This is a genomic window from Microcoleus sp. N9_A1, assembly GCF_036701795.1.
GTDB lineage: Bacteria > Cyanobacteriota > Cyanobacteriia > Cyanobacteriales > Microcoleaceae > Microcoleus.
In genome coordinates this window covers 11,510-37,069 of record NZ_JAUBRI010000051.1, presented here as the reverse complement: position 1 = coordinate 37,069, position 25,560 = coordinate 11,510, and the positions used below count along the sequence as shown (strand labels likewise).

The 25,560-nt window shown below is 45.5% G+C and carries 25 protein-coding genes, 1 tRNA gene and 1 pseudogene; 16 read left to right on the top strand and 11 right to left on the bottom strand.

The window, feature by feature from the left end:
* Positions 1–47 precede the first annotated feature (47 nt).
* On the top strand, positions 48–965 hold the full coding sequence (locus tag QUA58_RS21605; protein ID WP_333395853.1) for a TIGR04168 family protein: 918 nt from the start codon (positions 48–50) through the stop codon (positions 963–965).
* Positions 966–999: 34 nt separating this feature from the next.
* Positions 1,000–1,084 (top strand) — tRNA-Ser (locus QUA58_RS21600).
* A gap of 157 nt (positions 1,085–1,241) precedes the next feature.
* Here the strand turns inward: QUA58_RS21600 and QUA58_RS21595 are convergent.
* Positions 1,242–1,622, bottom strand: a complete 381-nt coding sequence (locus QUA58_RS21595) for a translation initiation factor (RefSeq protein ID WP_333395851.1) — start codon at positions 1,620–1,622, stop codon at positions 1,242–1,244.
* A gap of 107 nt (positions 1,623–1,729) precedes the next feature.
* Positions 1,730–2,233, bottom strand: a complete 504-nt coding sequence (locus QUA58_RS21590) for a hypothetical protein (protein ID WP_333251726.1) — start codon at positions 2,231–2,233, stop codon at positions 1,730–1,732.
* 518 nt (positions 2,234–2,751) lie between these two features.
* Here QUA58_RS21590 and QUA58_RS21585 point away from each other — a divergent pair.
* Positions 2,752–3,270 carry a pentapeptide repeat-containing protein gene (locus QUA58_RS21585; RefSeq protein ID WP_333251727.1) on the top strand — a complete coding sequence of 173 codons (519 nt, stop codon included), beginning with the start codon at positions 2,752–2,754 and terminating at the stop codon, positions 3,268–3,270.
* A 171-nt stretch (positions 3,271–3,441) separates the two neighbouring features.
* On the opposite strand, the gene QUA58_RS21580 is transcribed toward QUA58_RS21585, so the two are convergent.
* The gene (locus QUA58_RS21580) at positions 3,442–3,564 is read right to left on the bottom strand and encodes a hypothetical protein (RefSeq protein WP_006633228.1); all 123 of its coding nucleotides are present in this window, start codon (positions 3,562–3,564) and stop codon (positions 3,442–3,444) included.
* Positions 3,565–3,584: 20 nt separating this feature from the next.
* Between QUA58_RS21580 and QUA58_RS21575 the strand changes: the two genes are divergently transcribed.
* Together QUA58_RS21575 and QUA58_RS21570 are read left to right on the top strand one after the other, a co-directional pair.
* Positions 3,585–4,196: a DNA-3-methyladenine glycosylase gene (locus QUA58_RS21575; protein ID WP_333395849.1), complete on the top strand. Its 612-nt coding sequence runs from the start codon at positions 3,585–3,587 to the stop codon at positions 4,194–4,196.
* Between the two features lie 49 nt (positions 4,197–4,245).
* A complete protein-coding gene (locus QUA58_RS21570) occupies positions 4,246–4,545 on the top strand; it encodes a hypothetical protein (protein ID WP_333251729.1) in 300 nt (99 codons plus the stop codon).
* Positions 4,546–4,648: 103 nt separating this feature from the next.
* Here the strand turns inward: QUA58_RS21570 and QUA58_RS31615 are convergent, their stop codons facing one another.
* Together QUA58_RS31615 and QUA58_RS21565 are read right to left on the bottom strand one after the other, a co-directional pair.
* Positions 4,649–4,939, bottom strand: a complete 291-nt coding sequence (locus QUA58_RS31615) for an NACHT C-terminal helical domain 2-containing protein (RefSeq protein ID WP_445301892.1) — start codon at positions 4,937–4,939, stop codon at positions 4,649–4,651.
* A gap of 557 nt (positions 4,940–5,496) precedes the next feature.
* Positions 5,497–6,996 carry an NACHT domain-containing protein gene (locus QUA58_RS21565; protein WP_333395846.1) on the bottom strand — a complete coding sequence of 500 codons (1,500 nt, stop codon included), beginning with the start codon at positions 6,994–6,996 and terminating at the stop codon, positions 5,497–5,499.
* A 138-nt stretch (positions 6,997–7,134) separates the two neighbouring features.
* Here QUA58_RS21565 and QUA58_RS21560 point away from each other — a divergent pair, with 138 nt between their 5' ends.
* On the top strand, positions 7,135–7,359 hold the full coding sequence (locus QUA58_RS21560) for a hypothetical protein (RefSeq protein WP_333395844.1): 225 nt from the start codon (positions 7,135–7,137) through the stop codon (positions 7,357–7,359).
* Between the two features lie 175 nt (positions 7,360–7,534).
* Here the strand turns inward: QUA58_RS21560 and QUA58_RS21555 are convergent, their stop codons facing one another.
* The gene (locus tag QUA58_RS21555) at positions 7,535–9,031 is read right to left on the bottom strand and encodes a glycosyl hydrolase family 57 (RefSeq protein ID WP_333395842.1); all 1,497 of its coding nucleotides are present in this window, start codon (positions 9,029–9,031) and stop codon (positions 7,535–7,537) included.
* A 180-nt stretch (positions 9,032–9,211) separates the two neighbouring features.
* Between QUA58_RS21555 and QUA58_RS21550 the strand changes: the two genes are divergently transcribed.
* From QUA58_RS21550 to QUA58_RS21540, 3 genes are all read left to right on the top strand, one after another.
* On the top strand, positions 9,212–9,940 hold the full coding sequence (locus tag QUA58_RS21550) for an AIM24 family protein (RefSeq protein ID WP_333395839.1): 729 nt from the start codon (positions 9,212–9,214) through the stop codon (positions 9,938–9,940).
* A gap of 403 nt (positions 9,941–10,343) precedes the next feature.
* Complete coding sequence (gene glgA / locus QUA58_RS21545; RefSeq protein ID WP_333395837.1) at positions 10,344–11,819, top strand: glycogen synthase GlgA; 1,476 nt, start codon at positions 10,344–10,346, stop codon at positions 11,817–11,819.
* A gap of 424 nt (positions 11,820–12,243) precedes the next feature.
* Positions 12,244–13,293 carry a Fe(3+) ABC transporter substrate-binding protein gene (locus QUA58_RS21540; protein WP_333251733.1) on the top strand — a complete coding sequence of 350 codons (1,050 nt, stop codon included), beginning with the start codon at positions 12,244–12,246 and terminating at the stop codon, positions 13,291–13,293.
* Between the two features lie 65 nt (positions 13,294–13,358).
* Here the strand turns inward: QUA58_RS21540 and QUA58_RS21535 are convergent, their stop codons facing one another.
* A complete protein-coding gene (locus QUA58_RS21535) occupies positions 13,359–13,880 on the bottom strand; it encodes a pentapeptide repeat-containing protein (RefSeq protein ID WP_333251734.1) in 522 nt (173 codons plus the stop codon).
* Between the two features lie 85 nt (positions 13,881–13,965).
* Complete coding sequence (locus tag QUA58_RS21530) at positions 13,966–15,687, bottom strand: iron ABC transporter permease (protein WP_333251735.1); 1,722 nt, start codon at positions 15,685–15,687, stop codon at positions 13,966–13,968.
* 126 nt (positions 15,688–15,813) lie between these two features.
* On the opposite strand from QUA58_RS21530, the gene QUA58_RS21525 reads away from it, so the two are divergent.
* Positions 15,814–16,902, top strand: coding sequence for an ABC transporter ATP-binding protein (locus tag QUA58_RS21525; RefSeq protein ID WP_333395836.1), 1,089 nt, complete (start codon positions 15,814–15,816; stop codon positions 16,900–16,902).
* Positions 16,903–17,131: 229 nt separating this feature from the next.
* Here QUA58_RS21525 and QUA58_RS21520 read toward each other — a convergent pair.
* Both QUA58_RS21520 and QUA58_RS21515 read right to left on the bottom strand, forming a co-directional pair.
* Positions 17,132–17,242, bottom strand: a pseudogene (locus QUA58_RS21520) (Uma2 family endonuclease); the annotation flags it as partial.
* A gap of 145 nt (positions 17,243–17,387) precedes the next feature.
* The gene (locus QUA58_RS21515; RefSeq protein WP_333251737.1) at positions 17,388–18,158 is read right to left on the bottom strand and encodes a TerC family protein; all 771 of its coding nucleotides are present in this window, start codon (positions 18,156–18,158) and stop codon (positions 17,388–17,390) included.
* Positions 18,159–18,496: 338 nt separating this feature from the next.
* On the opposite strand from QUA58_RS21515, the gene psaM reads away from it, so the two are divergent.
* Together psaM and QUA58_RS21505 are read left to right on the top strand one after the other, a co-directional pair.
* Positions 18,497–18,592, top strand: a complete 96-nt coding sequence (gene psaM / locus QUA58_RS21510; RefSeq protein ID WP_015174804.1) for a photosystem I reaction center subunit XII — start codon at positions 18,497–18,499, stop codon at positions 18,590–18,592.
* 285 nt (positions 18,593–18,877) lie between these two features.
* Positions 18,878–19,294, top strand: coding sequence for a slr1601 family putative cell division protein (locus QUA58_RS21505; protein ID WP_333251738.1), 417 nt, complete (start codon positions 18,878–18,880; stop codon positions 19,292–19,294).
* 223 nt (positions 19,295–19,517) lie between these two features.
* On the opposite strand, the gene ctpA is transcribed toward QUA58_RS21505, so the two are convergent.
* On the bottom strand, positions 19,518–20,756 hold the full coding sequence (gene ctpA, locus QUA58_RS21500) for a carboxyl-terminal processing protease CtpA (RefSeq protein WP_333251739.1): 1,239 nt from the start codon (positions 20,754–20,756) through the stop codon (positions 19,518–19,520).
* Positions 20,757–21,344: 588 nt separating this feature from the next.
* Here ctpA and petB point away from each other — a divergent pair.
* The 4 genes from petB (at position 21,345) to QUA58_RS21480 (ending at position 25,383) form a co-directional block, all read left to right on the top strand.
* Positions 21,345–22,013 (top strand): cytochrome b6, encoded by a 669-nt coding sequence (petB, locus tag QUA58_RS21495; RefSeq protein WP_172190423.1) that lies wholly within the window; start codon positions 21,345–21,347, stop codon positions 22,011–22,013.
* A 556-nt stretch (positions 22,014–22,569) separates the two neighbouring features.
* Positions 22,570–23,052, top strand: coding sequence for a cytochrome b6-f complex subunit IV (gene petD / locus QUA58_RS21490; RefSeq protein WP_333251740.1), 483 nt, complete (start codon positions 22,570–22,572; stop codon positions 23,050–23,052).
* Between the two features lie 173 nt (positions 23,053–23,225).
* Entirely contained in the window at positions 23,226–24,218 is a 993-nt protein-coding gene (locus QUA58_RS21485; RefSeq protein ID WP_333251741.1) for a PDDEXK nuclease domain-containing protein, read from the top strand.
* 268 nt (positions 24,219–24,486) lie between these two features.
* On the top strand, positions 24,487–25,383 hold the full coding sequence (locus tag QUA58_RS21480; protein WP_333395834.1) for an AraC family transcriptional regulator: 897 nt from the start codon (positions 24,487–24,489) through the stop codon (positions 25,381–25,383).
* Positions 25,384–25,560: the final 177 nt, after the last annotated feature.

Below are 25,560 nucleotides of genomic sequence, written 5' to 3'. Positions count from 1 at the left end.
GTAGAGATTTTTTAGCGGTAAGGGCTCGATCGAACGTAGCAAATCACATGAATGAGGCTAAAGTCATCAAAATTGCGGTGGTGGGGGACGTTCACGATCGCTGGGAAGCAGAAGACGGCGAGGCGCTGAAGCATTTGGGCGTTGACTTGGTGCTGTTTGTGGGGGATTTTGGGAACGAGTCGGTGGATGTGGTGCGGGCGATCGCCCAATTGGACATTCCGAAAGCTGCGGTGTTTGGAAACCACGACGCTTGGTACACAGCAACCGAGTGGGGCCGGAGTCAGTGCCCCTACGATCGCACTCAAGAAAATTGGGTAAAACAGCAGTTAGATTTAATGGGAGAAGCCCACGTCGGTTACAGCAAGCGAGATTTTCCCGAATTGGGCGTAACTGTGGTGGGAAGCCGCCCGTTTACTTGGGGGGGGTCGGAGTGGAAGTACAACGATTTTTACTCGGAATGGTTTGGGGTAGAAAGTTTTGAGGAGTCGGCCAGACGCATTGCAGGAGCTGCTGCGGATGCGGACTGCGAAAATGTGATTTTTTTGGGTCACACGGGCCCGACGGGGTTGGGAGAGGCTCCTGAAGACCCCTGCGGGCGAGATTGGAAGCCGCTGGGAGGGGATTGGGGAGACCCGGATTTTGCTGAGGCGATCGATCGAACTCGCGGTTCTGGGAAGCACGTACCTCTGGTAACTTTTGGTCATATGCACCACAAACTGCGGCACACCAAGCACGAGTTGCGGAAGTCGTGTTTCTTGAGTGGGGAGGGTACAGTTTATTTGAATGCCGCCAGCGTACCGCGAATTGTGGAGAAAGAGCGATCGAAACTGCGGAATTTCTCGATCGTCCTGCTGGAAAATGGCACAGTGTCGGAAGCGTCTCTAGTTTGGGTGGGGGAAGATTTCGCCGTGGCTTTAGAACAAATTCTTTATCGGCGCGCTGAATCTGCGGCTATTTGTAGTTAGAGACAATTGCTGGTATGATAAAATTTATGCGCCTGGAGAGGTGGCAGAGTGGTCGAATGCGCCTGACTTGAAATCAGGTGAACCGCAAGGTTCCGTGGGTTCAAATCCCACCCTCTCCGTTTAAAAATTCTCCTGTCCGTTAAGGGTTTCAGATTCTCTATCCCCTCAAGAGTTCCCTTTTCCGCTCATCTTTGGATCACTCTTGGTATTTCGCAACAAAAAAACACCCCCGCAGGGGTGCTGTTGCTTACCAGGTAATTTTTCTAGCCAACTGACTTAACTAAACCCTTCCTCATCCGCCGGGTCGCCGTAGGGGTCTTCGCTCGCCGGACTCACATTGCCGAACATTCCAGCATCCGCTACGTAGTCAGCCGGGTCGCCGTAGGGGTCTTCGCTGGCCGGACTCACGTTGCCGAACTGTCCGTAGTCGGTACCGGCGTCGTCGGCCGGGTCGCCGTAGGGGTCTTCGCTGGCCGGACTCACGTTGCCGTACTCTCCGTACTCAGCCGGGTCGCCGTAGGGGTCTTCGCTGGCCGGACTCACATTGCCGTACTCTCCGGGATTTGAGGGATCTTCGTAATTGCCATCAGGATCGACTTGCTCGCTGTCTGGCCCGACGATCGCATCTTTTAACTTCCGCAAAAATCCATCTACCATGATAAAGTTCCTCTTTTTTAGGTGGTGAAAAACTGCTGTTTTAGATTGGGAATACCAGATTTAATTGAAAATCTCCAACCGGTAATCTAAAATCTCAAATGGTTAGGCTACTGTGCTGGAACAGGAGCTGTCGCTTCCGGCAAGCTAGTAAGGTCACGACCAGTATTTTGGTTGTTGTACCCCTGGAATTCGCGGTAACGCGCTGCCTCGGACTCCGGAACTTTAATTCCTTCAGGCGGGGGCGTTACCCAGTGAGCGCGATTCTGGGCATCGCGGTAGTAAACGCGACCGTTTTTGGAAAGGTAATGTTTTCCCTGCGGCCCCTTTTCTTGTTTATTTTTGTGCTGATTGTAGATGTAGTAAAGAGCTGCTGCTCCTGCTAAAGTAATCCCTACTTTTTGAACATTGCTCAGTCCTTTTTTCGCTTGTGGCGAAGGACTCGGGCCGCGATTAGTTTGCACTCCTCCAGCGCGAGTGTCGTCAACTGGAGGCGGGGGAGCGGAACTTTCCTGGCTAGAACCGCAAGCACTCAAAAACGGAAAGGTCAGCAGCGTTGTCAGCAGCAGAGCCATGAAGCGCGATCTTTTGGGTTCGGATTTGATTGTGTTCATTGCCGCTCCGAATTGTCGGGATTATAGGTAGAGTGTGTTCTGGCGAGGTTGAGGAATCCTGAGCTGCTGCCAACAGTTTTTAGAGTAAATTAATTTCTCAAAGCAATTTTGACAAAAAAGTATTTGCTGAGAATTTATCAACAGCGCAGGTACTGTATGGCGTTTCTATTTAATCATGCTGTAATCTCTCGATGATTTACTCATTCCAGGGATATAAATAAAGTTTCTTTTATTTCAGTCCGCAGGTATATGCCAATGCGCGCCTTCGGGTAACAATAAATTCCGTTTGTGGACTCCTCAAAGCAAAGTTAAGCAGACGGACGGGACGAGTCCGAAGCTCAAAGCAGCACTGGCGAGGGAAACGAGGCCGGATTTATAAGTCTGGCGGTGTTTAATTGCGCCCGACTGCTTGTCGGAGATGCCTGCAATTTTTTCGTGAGAATTCTGGAGAGGTCGATCGCACTATTGTAGAAATCTATTAACCGCGATAGAAAGCCCCCGAAGCTTTTCGGATATTTATGAAATTAAAGAATTTATTTACTGCTGGATTGTCGATCGCAGTTGTATTTACTGCGACTAAATATCTAACTTTTTCAAATCAACAAAACCAAGTCAAGGAATTGCTGCAAACCAAACAGTGTCCCGAGTGCAATTTCAGCAATGCCAACCTAAAAGGATTAGACTTGCAAGGAGTCAACTTGCAGGGAGCCAACCTAGAAGGTGCTAACTTATCAGGAGCAAAATTGGCCAATGCTAACTTAAAAAATGCGAACTTAAATAGAGCCAACCTGACGGGAGCTGATTTGGGCTGTGCCGGCATCACTTTCAACCTTGATGCGAACGATCGAGGAGCAAACATGGATTTTAATGTCACCGCTGTTCCAGAACAGAATAACCCAGAAAATGCAGTAGTTGGTTTCAATATGAAAGCAACGGATCGAGGAGCGACAATGCGTTTCAACCTCATGGGATGCGCTGACTTCTCGAATGCTAGCTTGCAAGAAGCTAAAATGCCATCTGGCACAATTCATCCTTAATAGCAGCCCATAAAGCAATCTGCTGTGTCATCATTTGTCAACTTCTTTTCATTCTTTCTGCTCTCTCTTTTCTCTTTCTCTGTGTCCTCTGTGGCCTCTGTGGTTCATAAAAAAAACCGCCACCTGTCAGTCAGCCGGCGGTTTTTTAAAGCAACTAAGTGCCGCCTAAAATTAGTGAGCAGAACCGTTGCCGTGATATTTATCAGTATCGTAGAATCCGTTTTTTGTGCCGAAGAAGAGACAGCAAACCGTGAAAACTGCTGTCAAGACTGCTAAAACTAACTTAACGTCCATAATTTACCTGCTGTTGTTGAGTGAGTGCAAATACTCAGATTGTAGAATCTTTTTGGCTGGCGCGGCCATCTACCAGCGTAGCGCCAGATTTGCTGGGCTGTACTCTGGTGCGGCAGTTTCCTGACGGCGAGACAATTCGGGGAATGATTGTCGAAACCGAAGCTTACGGCCCGGGAGATCCCGCTTGTCACGCTTACCGACAGCGCACTTCTCGCAATGAGGTGATGTTCGGGCCTGCGGGTATGAGCTACGTTTACCTAATCTACGGGATGTATCACTGTTTTAACGTGGTGACGGATGCAGAGGGAGTTGCTAGTGCTGTGCTGATTCGAGCTTTGCAGCTAGATGCGGTTCCCAAAGAATTCGCTGGAATTCCCGAGAAGAAGCGATCGCGCCTCGCCGCCGGGCCTGGGAAACTGTGTAAGGTACTGGATATCGATCGAACTTTAAGCGGTTTTCCCTTGGGTGCAGGCCAACCGCTGCGCTTGGAACACCGGAGCGAGCACTTTCAGCAAGCTGTGGAGGAGGGTACAATAAATTTTGTGCAAACTACGCGGATCGGGATTTCTCAAGGAATTGATTTGCCTTGGCGCTGGTATGTAGGGAACTCTACGGCTATGTCACAACTCTAGTAATGTCAAAGGTATCAGTGTAAATTTTGTCGCTTATCTTAGTGAAATTATGGCTTACTCTTCTGAAAATCCGATCGTACAACTCAAGAAATGCCTGACACTCGTTCAGGATGTTGGGAGTCACGCCGAAGCTAACCGAGCTTTCGAGCAATTGTGCGGGATTATAGATGCTGAAAATCCGATGGCGGCGCAACTGTTGGAGATGCTGTGGGAAGAAGCAATCATGGCCAGGCGATCGGCCTTATTTTGGCAGCAAATGAGCGATGTTGAGAAAGATATGGCTAATAGAATGATGGAAAATATGACGCAGATGCGGCAAAATTATTTGCGGTTGATGCAGGAAATGTAGGATTTGGTAATGGGGAATTGGGCATCGGGCATGGGGAAATAGAGACTCAACTCTGACGGAGTGACAATCCCGTTCAGCTTGAGCATCTTTTCCCCTGTTTTTTCTAGGGGAGCGAGGAATCAAGGGGTAAAAATAGGTTGTCTTCGATGTGCGATCGGACTGCAGGTGAGACGTTACAACCACTGTTTAGGCATTCCATCAAAAATTTATTAGCCTGATAATACTGAACAAGCAATTTTTTTTGCGCTTCTGTGAACTGCCAATCCTGACCAATATTACGATAATGAATTATCACATCTCTTAAGTTTTTAGTCCACTCTAAACCATTATTTGGCCACCATTCCCTAAATATATCTCTATTTGAAACAGGTAAGTAATTTTTCAATTGTTCAATTGTTTCATTAAACTCAGAATTAGTATTTTCTTTGAGGAGATCGTCGAGAGTTCTAGTGATAGCATTGAGAATAAGATTAGGATTAATATTATTATTAATCGCTGTATTAGTAGCAATTGTTCTACTAATAGCAAGAGCACTTATATAGTCAATAGCAATATCTATGTCAGTTTTGGTGTTGATATCAATATCTAAGCCAGTGGCAATAGTGTTAGTGGTAGTAACCTCAATAAGGCTACCAATAGCGCTGCCAGCACAGTCTGGGTCACTGGCGATAGCAATAGCGCGAGCGCGGGTAAGGTAAAAAAGACGAACGGCTGCTGGTTTGTAAGAGACATTAACTGAATTCGATTTCTTACTTACCCACTTGAGAAATTCCTAGAGTTTTTTATCAGTAATTATGAGCATATCAACTTGTTGCTTCATTAGTTGCAATAAGCTATCTGCTGCGGACAACATCTCAAGAGCCTGCAAAAATATCTCTCGCCAACGTGATTCAGTTATGTGAAGGACAAGTTGCGGACAACCCTGTTGAGAGCTTAGCAATTCCTCGGCCGCTAAATATTCTTGAAAAGTTTGATGGGAAAAAGCATATATGTCCCTCCTTTATTCACCAATAACCCCGATGAAACTTCAATGTCAGATAACTTAATGGGACAATGATCAATAGACCGCAAAACTTCCCCTTCTTCAAAAAAAGACTTACCATTTTCAAATGTAATAGCCGCTATTCCTCTTAAAGCTTTTCTCAACTCTTCTACATTTACCTGAGTACGGTAATTGAATTGATTCCATTTCTCTAGCAGCAGATTTATTCCTTGTTTGTAAATATCAACTTTTTTCGATGGTAAATCACGATTTTCTTGAAAAATTAAGCAAATCAGATGCAGCAAAAGTGGCGTATCAGCTAACTCTCGGATGCGTTTATTTTGTTGGTCTTTCAACTTTGTATCTAATTTATTTGCTAAAGCTTCTCTCTCTTGTGAAGTACCTACACGACTCTGAGAAAACCAATTATTAATAAATTCAGTTATTTGCTGTTCTTCAAAATTCGCAACTTTACATAAAAAAAACTTAAAAAGTTTGTTAGAGATATACGCCCGAGACTCTTTGCGACAACTAACTATAAATCGCTTGTCTACAAGCCGAGGAATTAAGCTATTAATTTTTTCGATTAATGTACCAACTTTTTCGTCGGAAACTTCGTCTAAACCATCGAGCAATAATAATATCCTGCCGCGATCGAGTAAATACTTAATTTCTTGTTCTGAAATATTACTACCGCAGTATTCTTTTTGAATATAGCGTAATATATCAATTTCATCGGGATGCTTGACATTTTCAGCCAAAGTTTTCAGACTGATAAAAACAGGTACTAACTTGGGGTTAAACTCGATTTCATCACAATGAAGCGCAATGTAATGTAGTAATGTAGTTTTACCTGCTCCCGGTTTACCCAAGACCATTAACTGGGGCTTTTCTAACACTACCTTTTTCCATGATTGCCGTTCCTGACTGAACCCACTCGAATCATAATCGTCGGATTCATTAAGCTCGGTCTGAACGTACATAGTGCTGAGCTTCCCCAGCCGCATAGGTCTATTAAATCGCGGGTTGAATGTGCATAAGTTTGCATACTCGTCTTGGATCGTTTCGTTGAAATGTGACCGTACCTTCTGCACCAGCGCCTCTATATCCTCTGAAGGAGAGGATGCGATCGCACAATCGCTACTCAGAAACTCTGGACTCTCGAAAGCTGCTTTTGCTTCAATATCTGCTTGTGGTAATAGTAAATTTTCTGCTGGCAGCGACGAGTGCGATCGCACAGTAGGCTGAGTAAATATTTTAATTAATTCAGTTAAATCAACTCCTAATACACTCGCTACTTTTTCAAGCGTTGTTGTTTTAGGTTCGGCAGTCTCTCCAGTTGCAATCTTACTAATCAAACCCCCGTCTAAACCAGTTTCTTTCGCCAGCCTACGCTGCGAGAAGCCTTTTTCTTTCAATAAGTTTTTAAATGCGTCTCCCGCTTGTTTGTTTTTTTTAGGTCTTGGCACTTCAGAATCCCCTCGCAATTTTGTTCAACTCTTGTTCAACCGTTGCACGTTCAACCAGTTGAACACTTACAACTTTGCAAACTTCAAACAGCAGATCACACTGGTGACATAAGCCAAATATCGAACTATCAAACAACCATGAACAATTCCTATTCTCAGCTAACTCTTTTTGACCTAGAATCCTACTCAGTCAACCCTCAACCGGAATCTCATAACGCCACCACCAAACGGACTGCATCAATCACAGTTTATCTGACTCCAGTGGAGAAGGCACAACTAGAAAAATACGCCACCAGCGGAGGCAAAACCCTGAGCGACACAATGCGCGAAGCCATTAAGGATTGGATACAAGGGCGTAGCTAACTCTCAATCTCTATCGCGATTGTATTTTGTGGGCGAGTCGTGACGGAGTTGTCACCCGGTCATTACTCGCCCACAAGCGACAGATACGAGAATTTTAGTCTTAAGTTGACACGACGAAAGGCTGTGGGGTGTCCCGATCCGCAGCTAGTTGCCCGATCGCAATTACCAACTTTTCCTATTTCATTAAAGCAGCGCCGCGATTGTAAAGTTCCCGCGCGTAATCAGTCCAAGTTCCCTGTCCCCAATAGCGGAAACAGCTTGTTTGCACCAACAAATTGTAAAGCAAAGCTTGCTGGTATTCAAACTGCTTGGTAACGGTCGCATCTTGCTGCACCAGCCGATCGTACTTTTGGTGAAATGCGGCGCTGAGTTGATTCATCGGTTCCAAGACGTTTTCGTAGCCTTTCACCCAACTCAAATCGTTAGTCCAAGAAGCACCATCCATGTGAAAATTATGGTCGGTTTGCTTGAGTTGCGCGATCGCACTTTCGACTTTTTCCGGTGTCGCACTATCAGGATCGACTAGCTGCCAGATTTTGTGCTGGTTAATCCCCTGACAAACAGGATAATCCTCAGGATTAACACCCGCCGCTTCAATTATCTCCAAATATTCAGTGCCGTTTAAACCGACAACGCCGGATTTTCCCCCGCCTTGTTCGCGGTTTTCGTGCCAAGCTTTGACAAAGGCGCTGGGGAATTCATTCATCATCACGCCGCCATTTTCGCCGTCGGCAATCTGAGTGACTAAAGAAGGAATTGTGATATTCCCAATTTGCTGTTTATTACGTCCTTTTGCTTCGTAATAAGGCTGCATTTGACCGACCAACTTTGTATCGGAACCTTGAGTTTTAATCAAAGTCGTGATGCTGATTGTTTCGCCGTGACAATTGCGGGCAACTAAACGGTTGGGAATATATTTTTGGTCTTGAGACAATCCCGAACCGTCGAGATTTTCTACAGAATGTTCCTGCACCATCAGCCAGCGGTAGCCGCATTCTTTCAAAGCTTTGATGTATTCGTAAAGTGTATCTGGGTGATTGGGGAAGTGCATTTCTGGGGGTGAAAAACCTTTAACCCGCTTCAGGGCGTCCAAGCCAAAAATTGCCGCAAAATGATGTTGCCACGCTTGAATTTGGAGTTTGATGTCGGGAATTGGAGTTGAGGGAATGACGGCGTGACTCCACATTGTCCCCAGCCATTCTACGTGAGGTTGATATTGAGGATCGCAGGTGATGCGCTTGAGATTATCAAAGATATCGTCCCGCCCCATTTGGCGCAATCCCCACAATAAGTTGCCCGAATAGTCGAGCATAATTCGCGGGTTGCAGCCTTCGGCAATCAGTTGGGGAATAAATTCTCCCATGCGGGAATAGCACCACGCAAACACTCCGGCATTGTGGTTGTCTCCTTGATTAGGATTTTCAAACATATTCTGCAAATTGCAGATAAGTTCGCCGTTTGCACCTGCAGGAATTGTGGGTTGGTGCATATGGAGGGCGCAGGCGAATCCGGCTTGAATGTTTTCGAGGCGCAGATTTGTCCTAGGTAAAAAGACTGCTTCATTGCTGTTGACTGCGGCACTGATTTCTGCTTCGGAACCGCAAATGTTGGGCAATCCTGAGTTGATTTCTTGTAAAATGGGTAAATTTGGAGATTGTGCGATCGCAGGCATAAATTTTTCTCAACAATTGTGGAGGGGCGCTGTCTGCTATTGCTAAGATAGCTAGATACTTTAACAGTAGCAGAGGATGTCTGCAAAAGATAAATTTCACCAGATAAGTCCGGGAGCGCGGCCGCCCCAAATCATGTGTCAAATCTTTAACACATTTTAAGTAAATAAGCGAGGTAAATTATGAAATACGAAATCAAGGTTTTGGAACCAACGGATTTGTGGTACATCCAAAATAACATTAATCCTGAAACCAATAAGTTTTACCATCCCACTAAGAATATTCCCCTCGTTCAGCAAGCGGAAATTAACTTGAACAATTCGGGAGTGATAATTCAAAAAGGTGCGCTGCATTGGTGTATGGGGAAATTGACTTCCGGTGTTTATAAAACGGATAACCGTTTAAAAGATATGTGGGTATCTTTGACAACGGAAATGGACTACAACGCTCCCGTATATCAAGGGACTGGTACGGTGAAACTGGAACCGAGACAAAAAGGGCATTTCCTGCATTATACGCCGATCGAGCTTTTGGATGCGGAGCAGTGGGAGTTTGATGATGGTATATTTCAGTTTTGTTCGGACAATGTAGTTATCGGTGCAAAAAAACTAAAATTCCGGCAAGTGGCTGCTTCTAATGACGGTAGGTGGAGAATTGCTGTTACAGCTTTGCGCGAGCAAAAAGCTACTGTTTTAGCAGCTACAAGTTCACCGGCTAAGATTGTCGAACTCAAGCAAGGTGAAACGTTGATAGCTGATTGCGATTTGGTTAAAGGATTTACCAAGGGGATTGAAGAAGATTATCGAAAATTAGGTCATTTTGGTAAAGGCGGTGGGGAGGGTTATGTTTGGTTTTATCAGGGGAAAGGTAAATTGTTAGTATGTGAAAATGATGGGATGGGTTTGGGTTGAGTTGTTTCATATAGCAATCCTTGCAGGAGTCGTAAACTTTTTACCCCACCCCAACCCTCCCCTTATCAAGGGGAGGGAGTAAGAAATTCACAAATGATTTAGGATTGCTATAGCGACAGAAGATTACCTCGATGAAAAAGAATGGATTTGACAAATTAGTTTGATGTTTGTAAAATCTGCACAAACAGGTCATTGATTACACTTTGGCACATCACGGACACGGCAGTGCCGTGTCCGTAACTGTATTTTAAGCAACAGTCCGGCCCGAATCGCTCTCAACTTCTGCTAGCTGCGCCTATTTTCCCTGTATTCCCAATGGCGGACTTGCTTATCTGCGTAGAAATCATATACTTTGTCAAGTTAAGAAAATATTTTTTGATTCATCCAGGAGCGAGAAAAAAAAATGTACATTGTACAAATTGCCTCGGAGTGCGCCCCCGTCATCAAAGCAGGGGGTTTGGGCGACGTAGTTTACGGTTTGAGTCGGGAGTTAGAGAATTCCGGCCACTGCGTCGAGATTATTCTACCGAAGTACGACTGCATGAGGTATGACCACATTTGGGGACTTCACGAAGCCTATCGGGATCTGGCTGTGCCCTGGTACGGCGGCGAAATCTTATGCGATGTCTACTGCGGCTGGGTGCACGGGGTGTTGTGTTTTTTCATTGAACCTCGATCGCAAGATAACTTTTTTAACCGCGGCTGTTATTACGGTTGCAATGATGACAATATGCGGTTTGCATTTTTCAGCAAAGCTGCTTTGGAATTTTTGCTCAGAAGCAACAAGCGTCCCGATGTGATTCACTGTCACGATTGGCAAACTGGTTTGATTCCAGTCATGCTGTTTGAAATTTACAAATACAATTGGATGGAAAATCAGCGAGTCTGCTATACCATTCACAATTTCAAACATCAAGGCATGGGCGGTAGCGATATTTTGCAAGCAACGGGTTTGAATCGAGATGATTATTATTTTGAGTACGATCGCCTGCGAGATAATTTTAACCCTTTTGCCCTCAACTTTATGAAAGGCGGCATTGTGTACTCGAACTTTGTGACGACGGTTTCGCCACACCACGCTTGGGAAGCTCACGTCGGCGAGTTCGGCTACGGTTTGGGCCACACTTTGCATTTATATCAAGAGAAGTTTCGCGGGGTGCTCAACGGCATTGATTACGATGTGTGGAATCCCGAGAGCGATCGCTATATTCCGCACCACTATACTGAGGAGAATTTGGCAGGAAAAGCCAAAACTAAAAAAGCTTTGCGCGATCGGCTTTTCCTGCGCGATGCTGACAAGCCTATTATTACCTTTATCGGTCGTTTGGACGACCAAAAAGGCGTTCATCTCCTCCACCACGCAATTTATTACTCTCTGAGTAAGGGCGCGCAATTCGTGCTTTTGGGTTCGGCGACGGAAGCGGGAATTAACGCTCATTTTCAGCACGAAAAACAGTTTTTAAATGATAATCCAGACTGCCATTTGGAACTAGGTTTTAATGAGGAACTCTCGCACTTAATTTACGCGGGTGCGGATATGATTGTGGTTCCCAGTAATTACGAACCCTGCGGGCTGACTCAGATGATCGGGTTGAGGTACGGTACTGTGCCTGTGGTGCGGGGAGTTGGCGGTTTGGTGAATACTGTGTTCGATCGCGATTACGGCACCAGCCACACCCCCGAAGAGCGCAACGGTTACGTGTTTTACGCAAGCGACTACTACGCTTTAGAGTCGGCGATCGATCGCGCGATCGGATTGTGGTATGACTATCATGATGAATTTGAAAAACTCATGCTTCAAGGCATGAATTGTGACAATTCGTGGAAATATCCAGCTAAAGACTATGTGGAAATTTACGAGCTAATTCGACACAAATAATCAGTAGGGCTCTTGCAAAAATAATTAGGATGGGCTAGAATCCCATCCCACAATTTTTTTTTCTTGTGGGACGTTGCTCGGAGCAACGTCCGAAAATTTGATTAAAAGGACTTATGCAAGAGGTCTAGTAGGGCTAGCAGTGTGCAACTTACTAACTGTAGGGTGTGCACAGCTAGCCTACGTCTTGGTGGCTGTTGAGCCTGGTCGAGAATTCCGGCAGTTGATACATGGCGGTAAAAAAAATGCCGGTTGAGCGAAATCGAGACCGGATTTCTGACCACGAGTGCGTCAGCCCTAAAATAGTTACGATCTTGATCATCAAATAAGAATTACTTGCATTAATATAGTAAAGCAATGACGATAGATGGCTGTGGATGCACCATCGTGTCAATTACCAGATGAAAAAATCTATCATTATAGAACAATGAGCATTTCTCGGCGTATTTTTCTTGCCAGCGGTACAGCAATGGCTGTCGTGGCAGTGGGGGAACTAACCAAAAAAGCCCCTGTCGCAGCCCAAACCGGCACTCTCAACCTTTATTCAGCACGTCACTACGACACTGATAATGAGTTGTACCAAAGCTTCACCAAAAAAACTGGGATCAAGGTTAACCTCGTTGAAGCGGATGCTGACCAACTAATTGAACGGATCAAAAGTGAAGGTGCAAATAGCCCCGCTGATGTTTTCATCACGGTGGATGGTGGGCGTTTGTGGCGGGCAAAACAAGCAGGTATTCTGCAACCTGTTTCTTCAACAGTGCTGACATCGGCAATTCCAGCAAGTTTGCGAGATCCTCAAGGTTTCTGGTTTGGTCTATCGCGCCGGGCACGGGTGATTGTTTATAACAAAAGCAAGGTGAACCCTGCCCAGTTGTCAACCTATGAGGCGCTGACAGAACCTCGGTGGAAAGGCAAAATTTTAGTGCGATCGTCCACTAATATCTATAATCAGTCTCTGGTTGGGGCTATGTTAGCGGTTCATGGAGCTCAAAAAACAGAAGCTTGGGCGCGAGGATTGGTGGCTAATTTTGCACGTCCTCCAGAGGGAAATGATACGGCGCAAATCAAGGCGGTTGCTGCTGGGGTAGGCGATATTGCCCTGGTTAATACCTATTATGTAGCTCGCTTAATGAAATCGAAAGATCCCGCAGAACAGGCGATCGCGGCGAAAGTAGGTGTATTTTTCCCGAACCAGCGCGATCGAGGTACTCACGTCAATATTTGTGGTGCCGGTGTAGTCAAAACCTCGCGTAACAAAGCAGGCGCGATCAAATTCTTGGAACACTTAGCCAGTCGCGAAGCGCAACAAATTTTTGCTAGGGGTAATTACGAATACCCTGTGATTTCAAATGTGGCGATCGATCCAGTGGTTGCCAGTTTTGGTACATTCAAATCTGACCCTCTCAACCCTGATGTGTTTGGGAAAAATAACCCAGAAGCTTTAAAGATTGCCGATCGCGCCGGATGGAAATAGAGGCTTTTTGAACAAGAAGCTACTCTTTGTGATTCGGCGGTTTCAACCGCCGAATCCAACCAACTTTAATTTTTAATTTTACCATCCGGCATTATAGCGCCTTTCAGGTTTGCCCCTGTCAGGTTTGCCCCTGTCAAATCAGCACTATTTAAGTCAGTTTCACTTAAATCGGCATTACTAAGATTGGCATTATTCAGTTTTGCCCCTCGCAAAAAAGCCCCCTTAAGATTTGCATTACTCAAATCAGCATTTGTGAGATCGGCGGCAGATAAACCTGCTTTTTCCAGAGAAGCACCTTTTAAATTTGCACCTTTGAGATTGACGCTATCGAGTAAGGCTTCATTAAGTTTGACATTTTCTAGCGCTGCACCTTCCAACTTAGCACCATTGAGATTAGCGCTTGTTAAATCCAGGTTGCTTAACTTAGCGCCACTCAGATCGCATTCTGGACATTGCTTAGTTTTTTGCAATGTTTCGAGGGGGCTTGTCGCCTGTTTTTGGCATCCAAACGTGACAAAAACACTAAGTAGTAAGAAAGAGATTGTGCCAGTAGTGCGGGTAAACATTGCTAATTTTTTATTAATCATCTTGATTTTCAAAGGAATAATGTTAACTGTTAACTGTTGACTGTTAACTGTTGACTGTTGACTGTTAACTGTTGACTGTTAACTGTTAACTGTTAACTGTTAACTCTGTTGAAGAATTGCGCGATCGTGCAATTTTCCAACTTAATAAAATAACCGGTAACATCCCCACTAAAACAATTGCCAATGCTGGGCCAGAAGCTTCAGCCAAGCGCTCATCTGAGGCAAGTTGATAAGTTCGCACAGCCAAGGTATCAAAGTTAAACGGTCTAATAATTATAGTAGCAGGTAACTCTTTCATTACATCAACGAATACTAACATCATGGCAGTTAGTAGACCTCCCGTCATCATTGGTGTATGAACTGTAACTAAAGTTTGCATCGGGCTATAACCCAAACTTCTCGCCGCATCATCTAAATTAGGCTTAATTTTGCCCAAACTTGACTCCACCGCATTTAAAGAAACAGCAAGGAAGCGAACTATATAAGCAAATACCAAAGCTGCGATCGTACCACTTAACAACAAGCCTGTAGAAATTCCAAAGTTTTCACGCATCCAACTATCAAATAGATTGTCAATTTTTCCAATGGGAACCATAATCCCCACTGCAATCACAGAACCAGGTACAGCATAGCCCATTGCCGCAATGCGAGTTCCTAACTGCACTCCTAAATTAGGATATAACCGTAAACCATAAGCCATAATCAAGGCAATAACTACGGCTAAAATTGCTGTCAGGGTTGCCAAAATTAAACTATGACGGGCAAAAGTCCAAAAGCGTTCATCTAAAGTGAGTTGCCAATTAGCTAAGGTCAACTTTACTAAAAGACCCGCTGGCAATAAAAAACCAAAAAACAGCGGCATAAAACAAGCAATTACCGCTAAGATTTCCCTAATTCCTTTCAGTTGATAAGTTTGTAGTTGGCGATAGCGGCTGCTAGCTTGATAATATTTAGTCCGACTGCGAGACCAGCGTTCTAGCAAGATTAAACCGAGAACAAATAATAATAGCAGGGCAGCTAATTGATTGGCTGCAATTCGTTCTCCCATGCCAAACCAAGTCCGATAAATACCTGTGGTGAAGGTATCAACTCCAAAATACTGAACAGTGCCATAATCGTTGAGAGTTTCCATCAAAGCCAGTGCTAAACCTGCTACAATTGCGGGTCTTGCCATTGGTAAGGCAACTGTAATAAAACTCCGCCAAGGACTACAGCCCAGTATTCTACTAGCTTCTAGGGTACAAGTGGATTGCTCCAAAAATGCAACTCTTGTTAATAGGTAGACGTAGGGATATAAAACTAAGATTAGCATTAATATTGCTCCAGGGAGCGATCGCACGTTAGGAAACCAATAGTCTCCATAACTCCAGCCAAAAATATAACGCAAAGCAGTTTGAACTGGGCCGGAAAATTCTAAAAAGTCTGTATAGGTATAAGCTAGCACATAAGCTGGAGCCGCTAAGGGTAACAGTAATGCCCATTCAAATACGCGACTGGCCCGAAAGCGACACATTGTTACTAGCCACGCACATCCTACGCCAATCACGACAACACCAAAGCCTACACCGATCATTAACAATAAAGAGTTGACGATATAACGAGTTAAAACTGTATCGGTTAAATGTTGCCATGTATCTTTAGCTTCAAAAAAGATACTGGATAAGACACTGATGACTGGTATGGCGATCGGCAATGCTAAAGCGATAATCGCGATCGTCCACCCACTAGCGGATAAACCGCGTAAGGTCGATAGCCATTGGATTGTCCTGATTCCTGTTTGGTGTAGTGATTTTTGGGAATTTTTCATTGCTAGTAAAAAGTCTAGCTTGCTAGTTTATCAGTAGGTGTAAACATTTGTCAAGTCTTTATAAGAATTTATCTCACTAAGCTGGTATATTGTAGAATAGTAAATTGTTGATTATTTATAGCAATAATGGCTCGACCGATAATTCTGCATTTGGATGGTGTAACAAAACAGTATGCCCAAGCAGCATCACCTGCGGTGGCATCTGTCACCCTGACTTTACATCAGGGAGATATACTGGGGTTGTTGGGGCCATCGGGTTGTGGGAAAACAACGTTGCTGCGGTTAATTGCTGGTTTTGAACAGCTACAAGCAGGGACGATCGCTCTAGCAGGAAAAACTGTAGCCAGTGTTAATATGTCAGTCGCGCCGGAACAGCGAGACATTGGTATGGTGTTTCAAGACTATGCACTCTTCCCCCATTTGACAGTCGCGAAAAATGTAGCTTTTGGCTTGACGCATCAAGGAAAAGAGTCAAAGCATAATATTCAGAAAGGTGTCACCGAAGCATTAGCGTTGGTGGGATTAGAAGGATTGGAAAACCGTTATCCCCATGAATTATCCGGGGGTCAGCAACAGCGAGTGGCGCTGGCCCGTGCGTTAGCGCCTAGACCTGCGATTATTTTACTAGATGAACCATTGAGTAATTTAGATGTACAAGTACGGTTAAGATTGCGTCAGGAAGTCCGCGAGATTCTCAAAGCAACGGGAACCTCTGGTGTATTTGTCACCCACGATCGCGAAGAAGCACTTTCGATTTCAGATTGGGTAGCGGTGATGCGTCAAGGTCAATTAGAACAGTTTGGCACTCCAGAGGAAGTTTATCAAGAACCAGCATCTCGATTTGTGGCTGAGTTTGTGACGCAAGCTAATTTTGTTTCTGCATCGCTGAAGCAGGATTTTTGGGAAACAGAAGCAGGTTGTTTTCCTGTTAAAGGAGATTTAGGTTCACAAGTTCCCTGTGATGTTTCTACTCAAGGAGAATTGATGATCCGGCAGGAAGATTTAAGTTTGTTTTTAGATGAAGATTCGCCTGTTGTGATTTGCGATCGCCAATTTTTAGGTAGAGAAAATCGTTATTGTTTAAAAACTCCTTCTGGCGAAAAGTTATATGCACTCACAACCACAGGAAATGTTTTTCCCATTGGTTCTAAAGTTCGGTTATCTTGTGGTGATAATTCTCCCTTAGCTTTCTTTGTCGGTAAGCCTAAGCCATAGCTAATTGCTAATTCCTAATAGACATCTCCCAAAAAGAATCTAAAACCGTTGCCCTATGTAGAAAAGGTTATTTGCAGCCACTCAACAGGAAGGTTAAATTTTTCCCCGACAGGTGAATGCGATCGCCCGCAACTCCTTCTCATTGATCGCCCTCTTTCCCTCTCCTCAAAAAATAGAGCCACCAGCAAGGCTCAAATCAGATCCGCATCGATCGCCAATATGCCACCAACCCCCTCAGCAACAAATTCCCCTCGCTATCCCACCAGTCTAACCATTGCTGAGTCTGATTTTGATAACTGCCTTCCCATAGGCCCAATTGTACTCCCATAAGTTCGATCGGCTAGTGAAGGAAACAATATTACAAAATAAAAGCCTTTCATCCCCGGACTAAAGTCATCGGGATGAAAGGCTTTTGCACATTTTGACCAGCCTTCAATCTTGTTGGTTTGACAGATTTAAGCTAATTTTATTCAAATGAAAGTATGTTAATTTTCGGACTTCTGTCCTTGCGATTCTCGCACAGCAACTTCTGAATCCGGCTGATTCAGAGCCATTTCTAGAGATTTTGCAATCTCGACTGGCTCTGGAGTGCGCTTAGAAAATCCCCACACAAACATCAAGACGATACTGGAAATTAGCAGCCATTGCGGAGGAACTAAATCTGGATCAATTACTTTCACCAACAACCGCATTCCCACGAACCCAACTGTGATGTAACCAGCACTTTCTAGGTGAACGAATTCATCCAGCCAGCGGATGAACAACCCGGCCATGAATCGCAGGGCAATAATTCCAATAGTAGCGCCTGTTACGACGATAAAAGTGTTATCAGAAACAGCGATCGCAGTAGTAACGCTATCCAATGAAAACGCTAAATCCGTAAAAGCAATCATGGGAATTGCTTGCCACACAGTCGCAAATCTGGGCCCGTGATGTTCTCCTTCAGAGTCTGTCTCTGAAGTAAAATGTTGGAAAACAAGCCACAGCAGGTAAAGAGCACCCAGCAGCTCAAACTGCCAGTATTGGATCACCCAAGTAGCCGTTAAAATTAGGGCGATCCGCAGAACAAAAGCAATTATCAAACCCAAGTTGAGAGCTTTTTGCTGATCCTTGGCATCTTCCAAACCTTTAGAAATAGACGCCAGGGCGATCGCGTTGTCAGCCGAAAGTACAGCTTCCAAAGCCACCAAAACCAACAATAATAAAAAGCCGTCAACTCCAAAATTGGGTGAAGCGTCGAGAAATTGATCTAGCATTAACTATTTTGTGCACCTAAAAATGGCAAGGGTCGAGCGCAGCGCAAATTACCCGCTCTGTCTAACATTAGTGTCACCTTCACTTAAATCTTAACCTAACGCGGTAATTCTGTGGGAGGCGATCGTCCGAACAACGTCCGAAGCAAGCAGTCCCAGGAAACAAGGAAAAATTCTCCCCCTCCGACACTCACAAACTGCGCCACTGCGCCACTGCGCCACTAGGCCACTCCTCCCCGGACGCACCATTTGTGTTGCAAGTTGTAACAAATGATTCCCAAAAGTGCCAATTTGTCTCAAATTGGTGAAAGCTCGTGCCCGCGAAAAGGAGTTTTGCGAATATGTCTTTAACAGATACCCAAGTCTACGTAGCGCTCGTAATTGCTTTGATTCCCGGAATCTTGGCTTTCCGGCTGTCAACTGAACTGTACAAATAGTTTCCAGACACCAGTTGCGAACCGCAAAACGCCTGCCTGACCAGTTAAATCTCTCGCTTTACAGATACAGACAATTGCTGCTGCAGTGCAGTAGATTGTTTGTGTTCAGCAAGACGAGACTGCAAGGGCAGGCATTTTTATGGGGAAATTCCGTCTTCACGCGTCACCTTTGTCTCAACAATTTTGGGTGTCAGCACCCTGACAAACAGCGGCGAGTGTGCGTTAAGCTCAGAATTTGCTCTTTTGAACTCTAAAACGTCAGTCTCAGGTATTTGAAAAAAAATTATGCAAGCGATTCAACCCACCGTTACCCCACTGCGTCCTGTAAAAAACTCCCCTCGGGTTACTCCTCGTCGCAGCAGCAGCCGCCAGCGTTCCTACCCTCACCAAACCCTCGCGGCCGAAACAGGCGTCAAGTTGGCAGTCAACATGGTACTTTCAGTCTGTGCCACTTCTGCTTTGCTTCAGCTTTGGCCTCACTACCGGGCGGTGCAAGAAAAATTGCACGAAATCCAAGCTGAAGTCAATCTTACCCAAGGGCGAGTAAATCAGTCGCGATCGGACTTTAACCGCTACTTTGACCCTAGTCTGGCTAAAACTGTGATGCAAGAGCAAAGCAACCAAGCTGACCCGCAGCAGCGTCCGGTGATTTTGCAAGAAGCCGAGGTTCCCGACGCCGAGGAATCAGCCCCGCAACCTTAAGGGAACGGCTGTTTTGGGTTTTGATATCACGTCCGATGTGCATCATTCTTTTATGTCATTGCTTCGCACAGCGAACAATGACAGATGAATCTGTCGGACGTGATATCACTTTTGACTTAAAGAGTTTTTAGGATGATTCTTGTCTGTCCTGGGGAACGAAACGCAGAGACAGACAGACCTGCGTATTGTCACCTGTTGCAATCTCAAAACTTCAAACTCCGCCTTATACTGACTTTGCCAGCACGGTTTTTTCTTTAAGTAGTTGCAGTGCAGCTTGATATTGCAAGTCTGCTGCAGTGCCAATCTGATCGCGCGCGATGGGTTCCAAAGGCACTACGCGATCGGGCGCAATCCCCAGCTTGTTAATATCTTTATGGTTCGGTGTCTCGTACTTAGCAACAGTCACGGCTAACCCGGAACCGTCAGACAAATCAAACAGCGACTGAATCAGTCCTTTGCCAAAAGTCTTTTCTCCTACCAGTTGAGCTCTGCCGTTATCTTGCAGCGCACCCGCCAAAATTTCGCTAGCACTGGCAGTTCCCTTGTTAACCAAAACAATCAGTGCATCGTTAGTTAGGGCTTGTCCAGAGGCTTCAAAACTGCCGAGAATGCCTTGTCTGTTCACCGTGTAGACGATCGTCCCGGAATCGAGCCACAAGCGGGCAATTTCAATTCCTGCTTGCAACAGTCCGCCCGGGTTGTTTCGTAGGTCGAGAATGTAGGCGGCTGCTCCTTGTTTTTCCAAGCGGTCGATCGCGTGAGCGACTTCCTCAGTGGCGTTAGCGCTGAATTGACTCAGGCGAATGTAGCCCACCGGCAAATTTTCCGACCCCGACTGCAATTCGGCGTAAACCGGATTCAGAGCAATGCGATCGCGCAGTAGCTCAATTTCCTCAGCAACGTCCCTTCCTTCGCGCCCCAAGGTCAAGGTAACAGGAGTACCTATGCGGCCGCGCATTCGAGTTGCTGCCTCGTCTAGGCTCAATTCTGAGGTAGGAGTGCCATCAATTTTCAGAATGCGATCCAGGGGTTGGATGCCAGCTTTATCTGCCGGTGAGCCGGACAAAGGAGCCACCACTGTCAGGGTATTTGTCTGGGGGTCGATCGCAATTTGCAGCCCAACTCCCGTCAATTCTCCCGAAGTGTTGACCTGCAGGCTGCGGTACTGTTCGGGTTTCAGCAGTCGAGTGAACGGGTCGTCGAGATTCGCCAGCATCCCCTGAATCGCCGTGTAAGTCTGCTGTCTGTCGTTAAGCGGTTGCTTGACAGCTTTTTCGCGAATCGACCACCAGTTTTTAGAGTTGAAGCTGTCGTCCACATAAGAGCGATTGACAATTCGCCAAGCTTCGCTCAATAGCTGCTGTTCAGGAGTCAGCGCCGCCGCAGGCCCGGCCCAGGGGCATAGAACTAGGGCGACTTGGAGGAAAAGTACAATAGCAATCTGGAAAACTCGTCTGTGCATGATTTTTCTGTAAAAGATAGGCAAGTATTGCATCTCCTGTATTTTAAGTTTGTAAGCTTTTAAGCTGTTGGGCATTCAACTCTCCCCAAGGGATTCGGCATTCGTCAAACGTCCGCCGGGAACAAAAAATTAGTTAAATGTAACATTTAATCGCAAAATGAGTGAAGTTTTATCATAAATATTAAAATTTACGCCCCAGCGACCCGGTGGCAGGCTCGGACTTTGGTACTGAGCTCGGCTCTTGGCTGTATGCCAGCTTGGGGCGGATGTTGAGCTTGCAGAACATGGTATTTGAGACTCGGCAAAAGCTTCGCTCGCGTGAAATTTGCACAGCAATTATGTTACATTTTTTATCACAGTCTGGAATTCGATCGGGCAACGCCAGCGAGTAGGGACAAGCCACCGCTTAGTTTCCCAGGGCTTGCAGGCGATCGCACAATAGAGTTCCTTTCGTCAGCTCCAAATTTAAAAAATAGCCTCAGGCATTTGCTAGTAAAAGCAAGCTGCTCGGCGCGGGGCGACAAAAAACCTTGTGGCTGCTGCCCTGAACCTCAACCACAGCAATATTCTTTTAGGAATTCTGGCTCCATGTTTTCTAAACAAATCACCGACTCAAAAACCTACCAGTGGTTTGAGGAACGCCTGGAAATTCAGGCGCTCGCCGATGACATCACTACAAAGTATGTACCCCCGCACGTCAATATTTTCTACTGCTTGGGCGGAATTACTTTAGTTTGCTTTCTGATCCAGTTTGCCACCGGCTTCGCCATGACTTTCTATTACCGTCCCACGGTAGCAGAAGCTTTTTCTTCAGTGCAATACCTGATGAATGAAGTCAACTTCGGCTGGCTGATCCGCTCCATCCACCGCTGGTCTGCCAGCATGATGGTACTGATGATGATTTTGCACACCTTCCGGGTTTACCTGACCGGCGGCTTCAAAAAGCCCCGCGAGTTAACCTGGGTGACAGGAGTAATCTTGGCAGTCATCACTGTTTCTTTCGGCGTGACCGGCTATTCGCTGCCTTGGGATCAAATCGGTTACTGGGCAGTTAAAATCGTTTCCGGTGTCCCCGAAGCCATCCCGTTTGTCGGCTCTTTGATGGTTGAACTGCTGCGCGGCGGTGTCAGCGTCGGTCAAGGCACTTTGACTCGCTACTACAGCTTGCACACTTTTGTGTTGCCTTGGCTGATTGTAGTGTTCATGCTGGCTCACTTCTTGATGATTCGCAAGCAAGGTATCTCTGGCCCGTTGTAAGTTTTGAGTTGTGGGGGCGGTACTTTTTTTGCCCCCCCCGCTGAATTGTGAGTTGAAAATTCAGAATTCATCACTCATCAAAAAATTGGGCACGAAACCCCGTCCTTCTAGGACGGCTTTGTATTAGCATCTAGATGGTCACTGACCCACTGTCCGTCGATGGATTCAGACAGCTCGGGCGGGCGAAGTCCAGTTTGACTGGCGGCGCAGACAAATCGGTAGACCGGGAAAAGAGGATAGGGCAATGGCAAACATCCCTAGAATCAAAACAATACATAAGAATTCCTTTTGGGGTTTTCGACACATAAGAACCGCAGGGCTTGCGGGGATAGTCTGTGGAGCGAACGTAAGACCAATACTCCTTGAGGGTGGAGGCAGTTGCAAAGAAGCAGAAACCTAAATTGTGAGGTTTAGGAATCACCGCACCTGATAGTCGGTGAGGATGTCAAGATATTTATTTACGGCCCATACTTCCTGCGATCGCACCGCTGATTCAGACTAACGAATACAGCGGAATCCCAGGCCCGGCTAAAACTAAAAGGAGAACACTCTTACTATGTCTATTCTCAAAAAACCAGATTTGAGCGATCCAGACCTCCGCGCTAAGCTCGCTAAGGGCATGGGTCACAACTATTACGGCGAACCAGCTTGGCCCAATGACTTGCTCTACGTTTTCCCTATAGTCATCATGGGAACGATTTCTCTGTGCGTCGGTTTGGCCGTACTAGACCCGGCTTTGGTTGGCGAACCTGCTAATCCTTTTGCTACTCCGCTGGAAATTCTGCCGGAATGGTATTTGTGGCCTGTGTTCCAACTCCTGCGCGTTTTGCCTAACAAATTGTTGGGTATTGCTTGCATGGCCGGTGTTCCCCTTGGTTTGATTTTGATTCCGTTCATCGAGAATGTTAACAAGTTCCAAAATCCGTTCCGTCGCCCTGTTGCTACTACTGTTTTCCTGTTGGGAACTGCGGTAACTCTGTGGTTGGGTATTGGTGCTATTTTCCCGATCGACAAATCTTTCACGCTGGGTCTTTTCTAAGATTTAAGCTTGCTTGATTTTGACGCCCGCGGGTTTCCTGTAAAGTGCTTTTGTACTGGTGGGAAACTTTAGCGGGCGTCATTTGATTTTAGATTTTAAATTTGAAATTTGAGATTTGGACTAAAGTGCGAAATTAGAGCCGATGATTCGGGAAAATATACGATGTTTAGGCTATGGTAGATAATTTATCAATTCCAGAAGATTATAATATTTTCCTGCGGGAACTGAAAGAACGCATCCGCAATGCTCAAGTACGGGCAGCAATTTCTGTTAACCGAGAATTAGTGTTGCTTTATTGGCAAATCGGACAGGACATTTTAAATCGACAACAGCAGCAAGGATGGGGAACTAAAGTTATAGACAATTTGGCTGCTGACTTGCAAAAAGCATTTCCAGAGATGAAGGGTTTCTCATCTCGCAATCTTAAATATATGAGGAGTTTTGCGGAAACTTACGCGGATGAGCAATTTGTGCAACAGGTTGTTGCACAAATTCCTTGGGGCCATAATCTCCGCATTTTGGATAGTGTGAAAGATGGCGTTGAGCGCGAGTGGTACATTCGCCAAACTATCGAGCAAGGATGGAGTCGAAATGTGTTAGTTCATCAGATAGAAAGTGGGCGGTATCGACGGCAAGGTAAAGCTGATACTAATTTCTCTCGCACTCTGCCAAGCCCGCAATCTGAACTGGCTCAACAGTTATTTAAAGACCCTTATAATTTTGAGTTTCTCAGTTTAGGGAAATCAGCCCAAGAGCGAGATTTAGAGAAGGCTTTGATCGAACGTATCCGCGATTTTTTGCTGGAATTGGGGGTAGGGTTTGCTTTTGTGGGGAGTCACTATCATCTAGAGGTTGAAGGGGAAGATTTTCATCTTGATTTATTGTTTTATCATTTACGTTTGCGTTGTTTTGTGATAATTGACTTGAAGGTGGAAGCGTTTAAGCCCGATTTTTCGGGAAAGATGAGTTTTTACGTTTCGGCTGTGGATGATTTACTGAAACACCGGGACGATATGCAGACTATTGGGATGATTTTATGTAAGAATAAAAAGCAGAAAATTGTCGAATATTCTTTGCGAGATATGAATAAGGCGATCGGAGTTTCTACTTATCAATTGCGGGAGGCTTTGCCGGAGAAGTTGCAAGAGAGTCTGCCTAGTATTTAACAGTTGGAAGCTGAGTTAGAAGCGGTGGATCTGGAAATTGAGGAGGAGATAGCCTAGGGTGCATCGTTTGGTATAAATCTTTCTGTGCACATCGAACATCTAGCAGCGACGCACCATACAAGGAGCAGGTTTCACCAACTTCCATTAAATTTTATTGCGAAGGCTAGACAACAGACCGAGAATATATGGCATAAGTCCTGGGTATTTTTTGTATAACTGCGGGAACTTCAGACATATAGAATAATAGCAACTGCCGCAGGTGCCAGCTATGTCCTCAGAGAAAGCATTAATTCTTGATTTTGCCAAGACAGAGGCGATGAAATCGATTCTACCGCATCCGGCCATTCTATCTAGTCACGGCGCAAATTGGGAGGGGATTCATGTCGAATATCACCGTCAGCCGCCAAACGAATCTCCCGAACACTCTCTCCAACAGCACAGCATTGGCATGATACTCTCTTCAGCTATCGGGGGAGTAGCACTGAACGGGAAACGCTACGGTAGCCAACCCTGCCAAAGTGGAGAGATGTTCATCGCTGCTGCTGGTACTGATTTTCAGTCATACGCAGTTGAAGAACAGGAATTTATGGCGATCGCCTTTGAACCTACCGACTTCGACAATACAGTTGCCGAATCAACCAATTCCAACCTCATTGAAATTATACCGCACTGGAAAATCAGCGATCCGTTGATTCTCGGCATTGGCTGGGCCCTCAAAACCGAACTCGAATCAGGTGGATTAAACGGTACTCTCTATGTCGATGCACTGAAAAACGCCCTTTCACTTCATGTGTTGCACCACTATTGTGCACAAAAACCCAAGCTACAAGATTTTGAAGGCGGTCTCGATCCTAGCAAATTGCAGATAGTTATTGACTACATCAATGACTATCTCAACCGAGACTTGCACTTAGGCGAACTTGCTAATCTAGTCCAGATGAGTCCTTATTATTTCACTCGTTTGTTCAAACAATCTACTGGAATTACGCCGCATCAGTACGTGACAAAATGCCGGATTGATCAAGCCAAATTGTTGTTAAAACAGCCAGAGTTTTCTATAGCATATATCTCGCAGCAAGTCGGGTTTCACGACCAAAGTCACTTTAGTAAAACCTTCGGCAAAATCGTCGGTTTGACTCCTAAGAAGTATCGCGATCAATTCTAATAGTCTTGGACGCATCAAGCCCCAAGAAACCGGGTTTTTTACCGAATCGGTGGGATGCAACCAAGAATTATCGTCAAAAACCCGGTTTCTGACCACTCCTGACGCATCAAGCCCCAAGAAACCGGGTTTTTTACCGAATCGGTGGGATGCAACCAAGAATTATCGTCAAAAACCCGG

Excerpts from the sequence above, each read along its gene's own strand:
- QUA58_RS21605 (WP_333395853.1), top strand. The coding sequence starts at position 48 with ATGAATGAGGCTAAAGTCATCAAAATTGCGGTGGTGGGGGACGTTCAC.
- QUA58_RS21595 (WP_333395851.1), bottom strand. The coding sequence starts at position 1,622 with ATGGTAGATGGATTTTTGCGGAAGTTAAAAGATGCGATCGTCGGGCCA.
- QUA58_RS21590 (WP_333251726.1), bottom strand. The coding sequence starts at position 2,233 with ATGAACACAATCAAATCCGAACCCAAAAGATCGCGCTTCATGGCTCTG.
- QUA58_RS21585 (WP_333251727.1), top strand. The coding sequence starts at position 2,752 with ATGAAATTAAAGAATTTATTTACTGCTGGATTGTCGATCGCAGTTGTA.
- QUA58_RS21580 (WP_006633228.1), bottom strand. The coding sequence starts at position 3,564 with ATGGACGTTAAGTTAGTTTTAGCAGTCTTGACAGCAGTTTTCACGGTT.
- QUA58_RS21570 (WP_333251729.1), top strand. The coding sequence starts at position 4,246 with ATGGCTTACTCTTCTGAAAATCCGATCGTACAACTCAAGAAATGCCTG.
- QUA58_RS21560 (WP_333395844.1), top strand. The coding sequence starts at position 7,135 with ATGAACAATTCCTATTCTCAGCTAACTCTTTTTGACCTAGAATCCTAC.
- QUA58_RS21555 (WP_333395842.1), bottom strand. The coding sequence starts at position 9,031 with ATGCCTGCGATCGCACAATCTCCAAATTTACCCATTTTACAAGAAATC.
- QUA58_RS21550 (WP_333395839.1), top strand. The coding sequence starts at position 9,212 with ATGAAATACGAAATCAAGGTTTTGGAACCAACGGATTTGTGGTACATC.
- glgA (WP_333395837.1), top strand. The coding sequence starts at position 10,344 with ATGTACATTGTACAAATTGCCTCGGAGTGCGCCCCCGTCATCAAAGCA.
- QUA58_RS21540 (WP_333251733.1), top strand. The coding sequence starts at position 12,244 with ATGAGCATTTCTCGGCGTATTTTTCTTGCCAGCGGTACAGCAATGGCT.
- QUA58_RS21535 (WP_333251734.1), bottom strand. The coding sequence starts at position 13,880 with ATGATTAATAAAAAATTAGCAATGTTTACCCGCACTACTGGCACAATC.
- QUA58_RS21530 (WP_333251735.1), bottom strand. The coding sequence starts at position 15,687 with ATGAAAAATTCCCAAAAATCACTACACCAAACAGGAATCAGGACAATC.
- QUA58_RS21525 (WP_333395836.1), top strand. The coding sequence starts at position 15,814 with ATGGCTCGACCGATAATTCTGCATTTGGATGGTGTAACAAAACAGTAT.
- QUA58_RS21515 (WP_333251737.1), bottom strand. The coding sequence starts at position 18,158 with ATGCTAGATCAATTTCTCGACGCTTCACCCAATTTTGGAGTTGACGGC.
- psaM (WP_015174804.1), top strand. The coding sequence starts at position 18,497 with ATGTCTTTAACAGATACCCAAGTCTACGTAGCGCTCGTAATTGCTTTG.
- QUA58_RS21505 (WP_333251738.1), top strand. The coding sequence starts at position 18,878 with ATGCAAGCGATTCAACCCACCGTTACCCCACTGCGTCCTGTAAAAAAC.
- ctpA (WP_333251739.1), bottom strand. The coding sequence starts at position 20,756 with ATGCACAGACGAGTTTTCCAGATTGCTATTGTACTTTTCCTCCAAGTC.
- petB (WP_172190423.1), top strand. The coding sequence starts at position 21,345 with ATGTTTTCTAAACAAATCACCGACTCAAAAACCTACCAGTGGTTTGAG.
- petD (WP_333251740.1), top strand. The coding sequence starts at position 22,570 with ATGTCTATTCTCAAAAAACCAGATTTGAGCGATCCAGACCTCCGCGCT.
- QUA58_RS21485 (WP_333251741.1), top strand. The coding sequence starts at position 23,226 with ATGGTAGATAATTTATCAATTCCAGAAGATTATAATATTTTCCTGCGG.
- QUA58_RS21480 (WP_333395834.1), top strand. The coding sequence starts at position 24,487 with ATGTCCTCAGAGAAAGCATTAATTCTTGATTTTGCCAAGACAGAGGCG.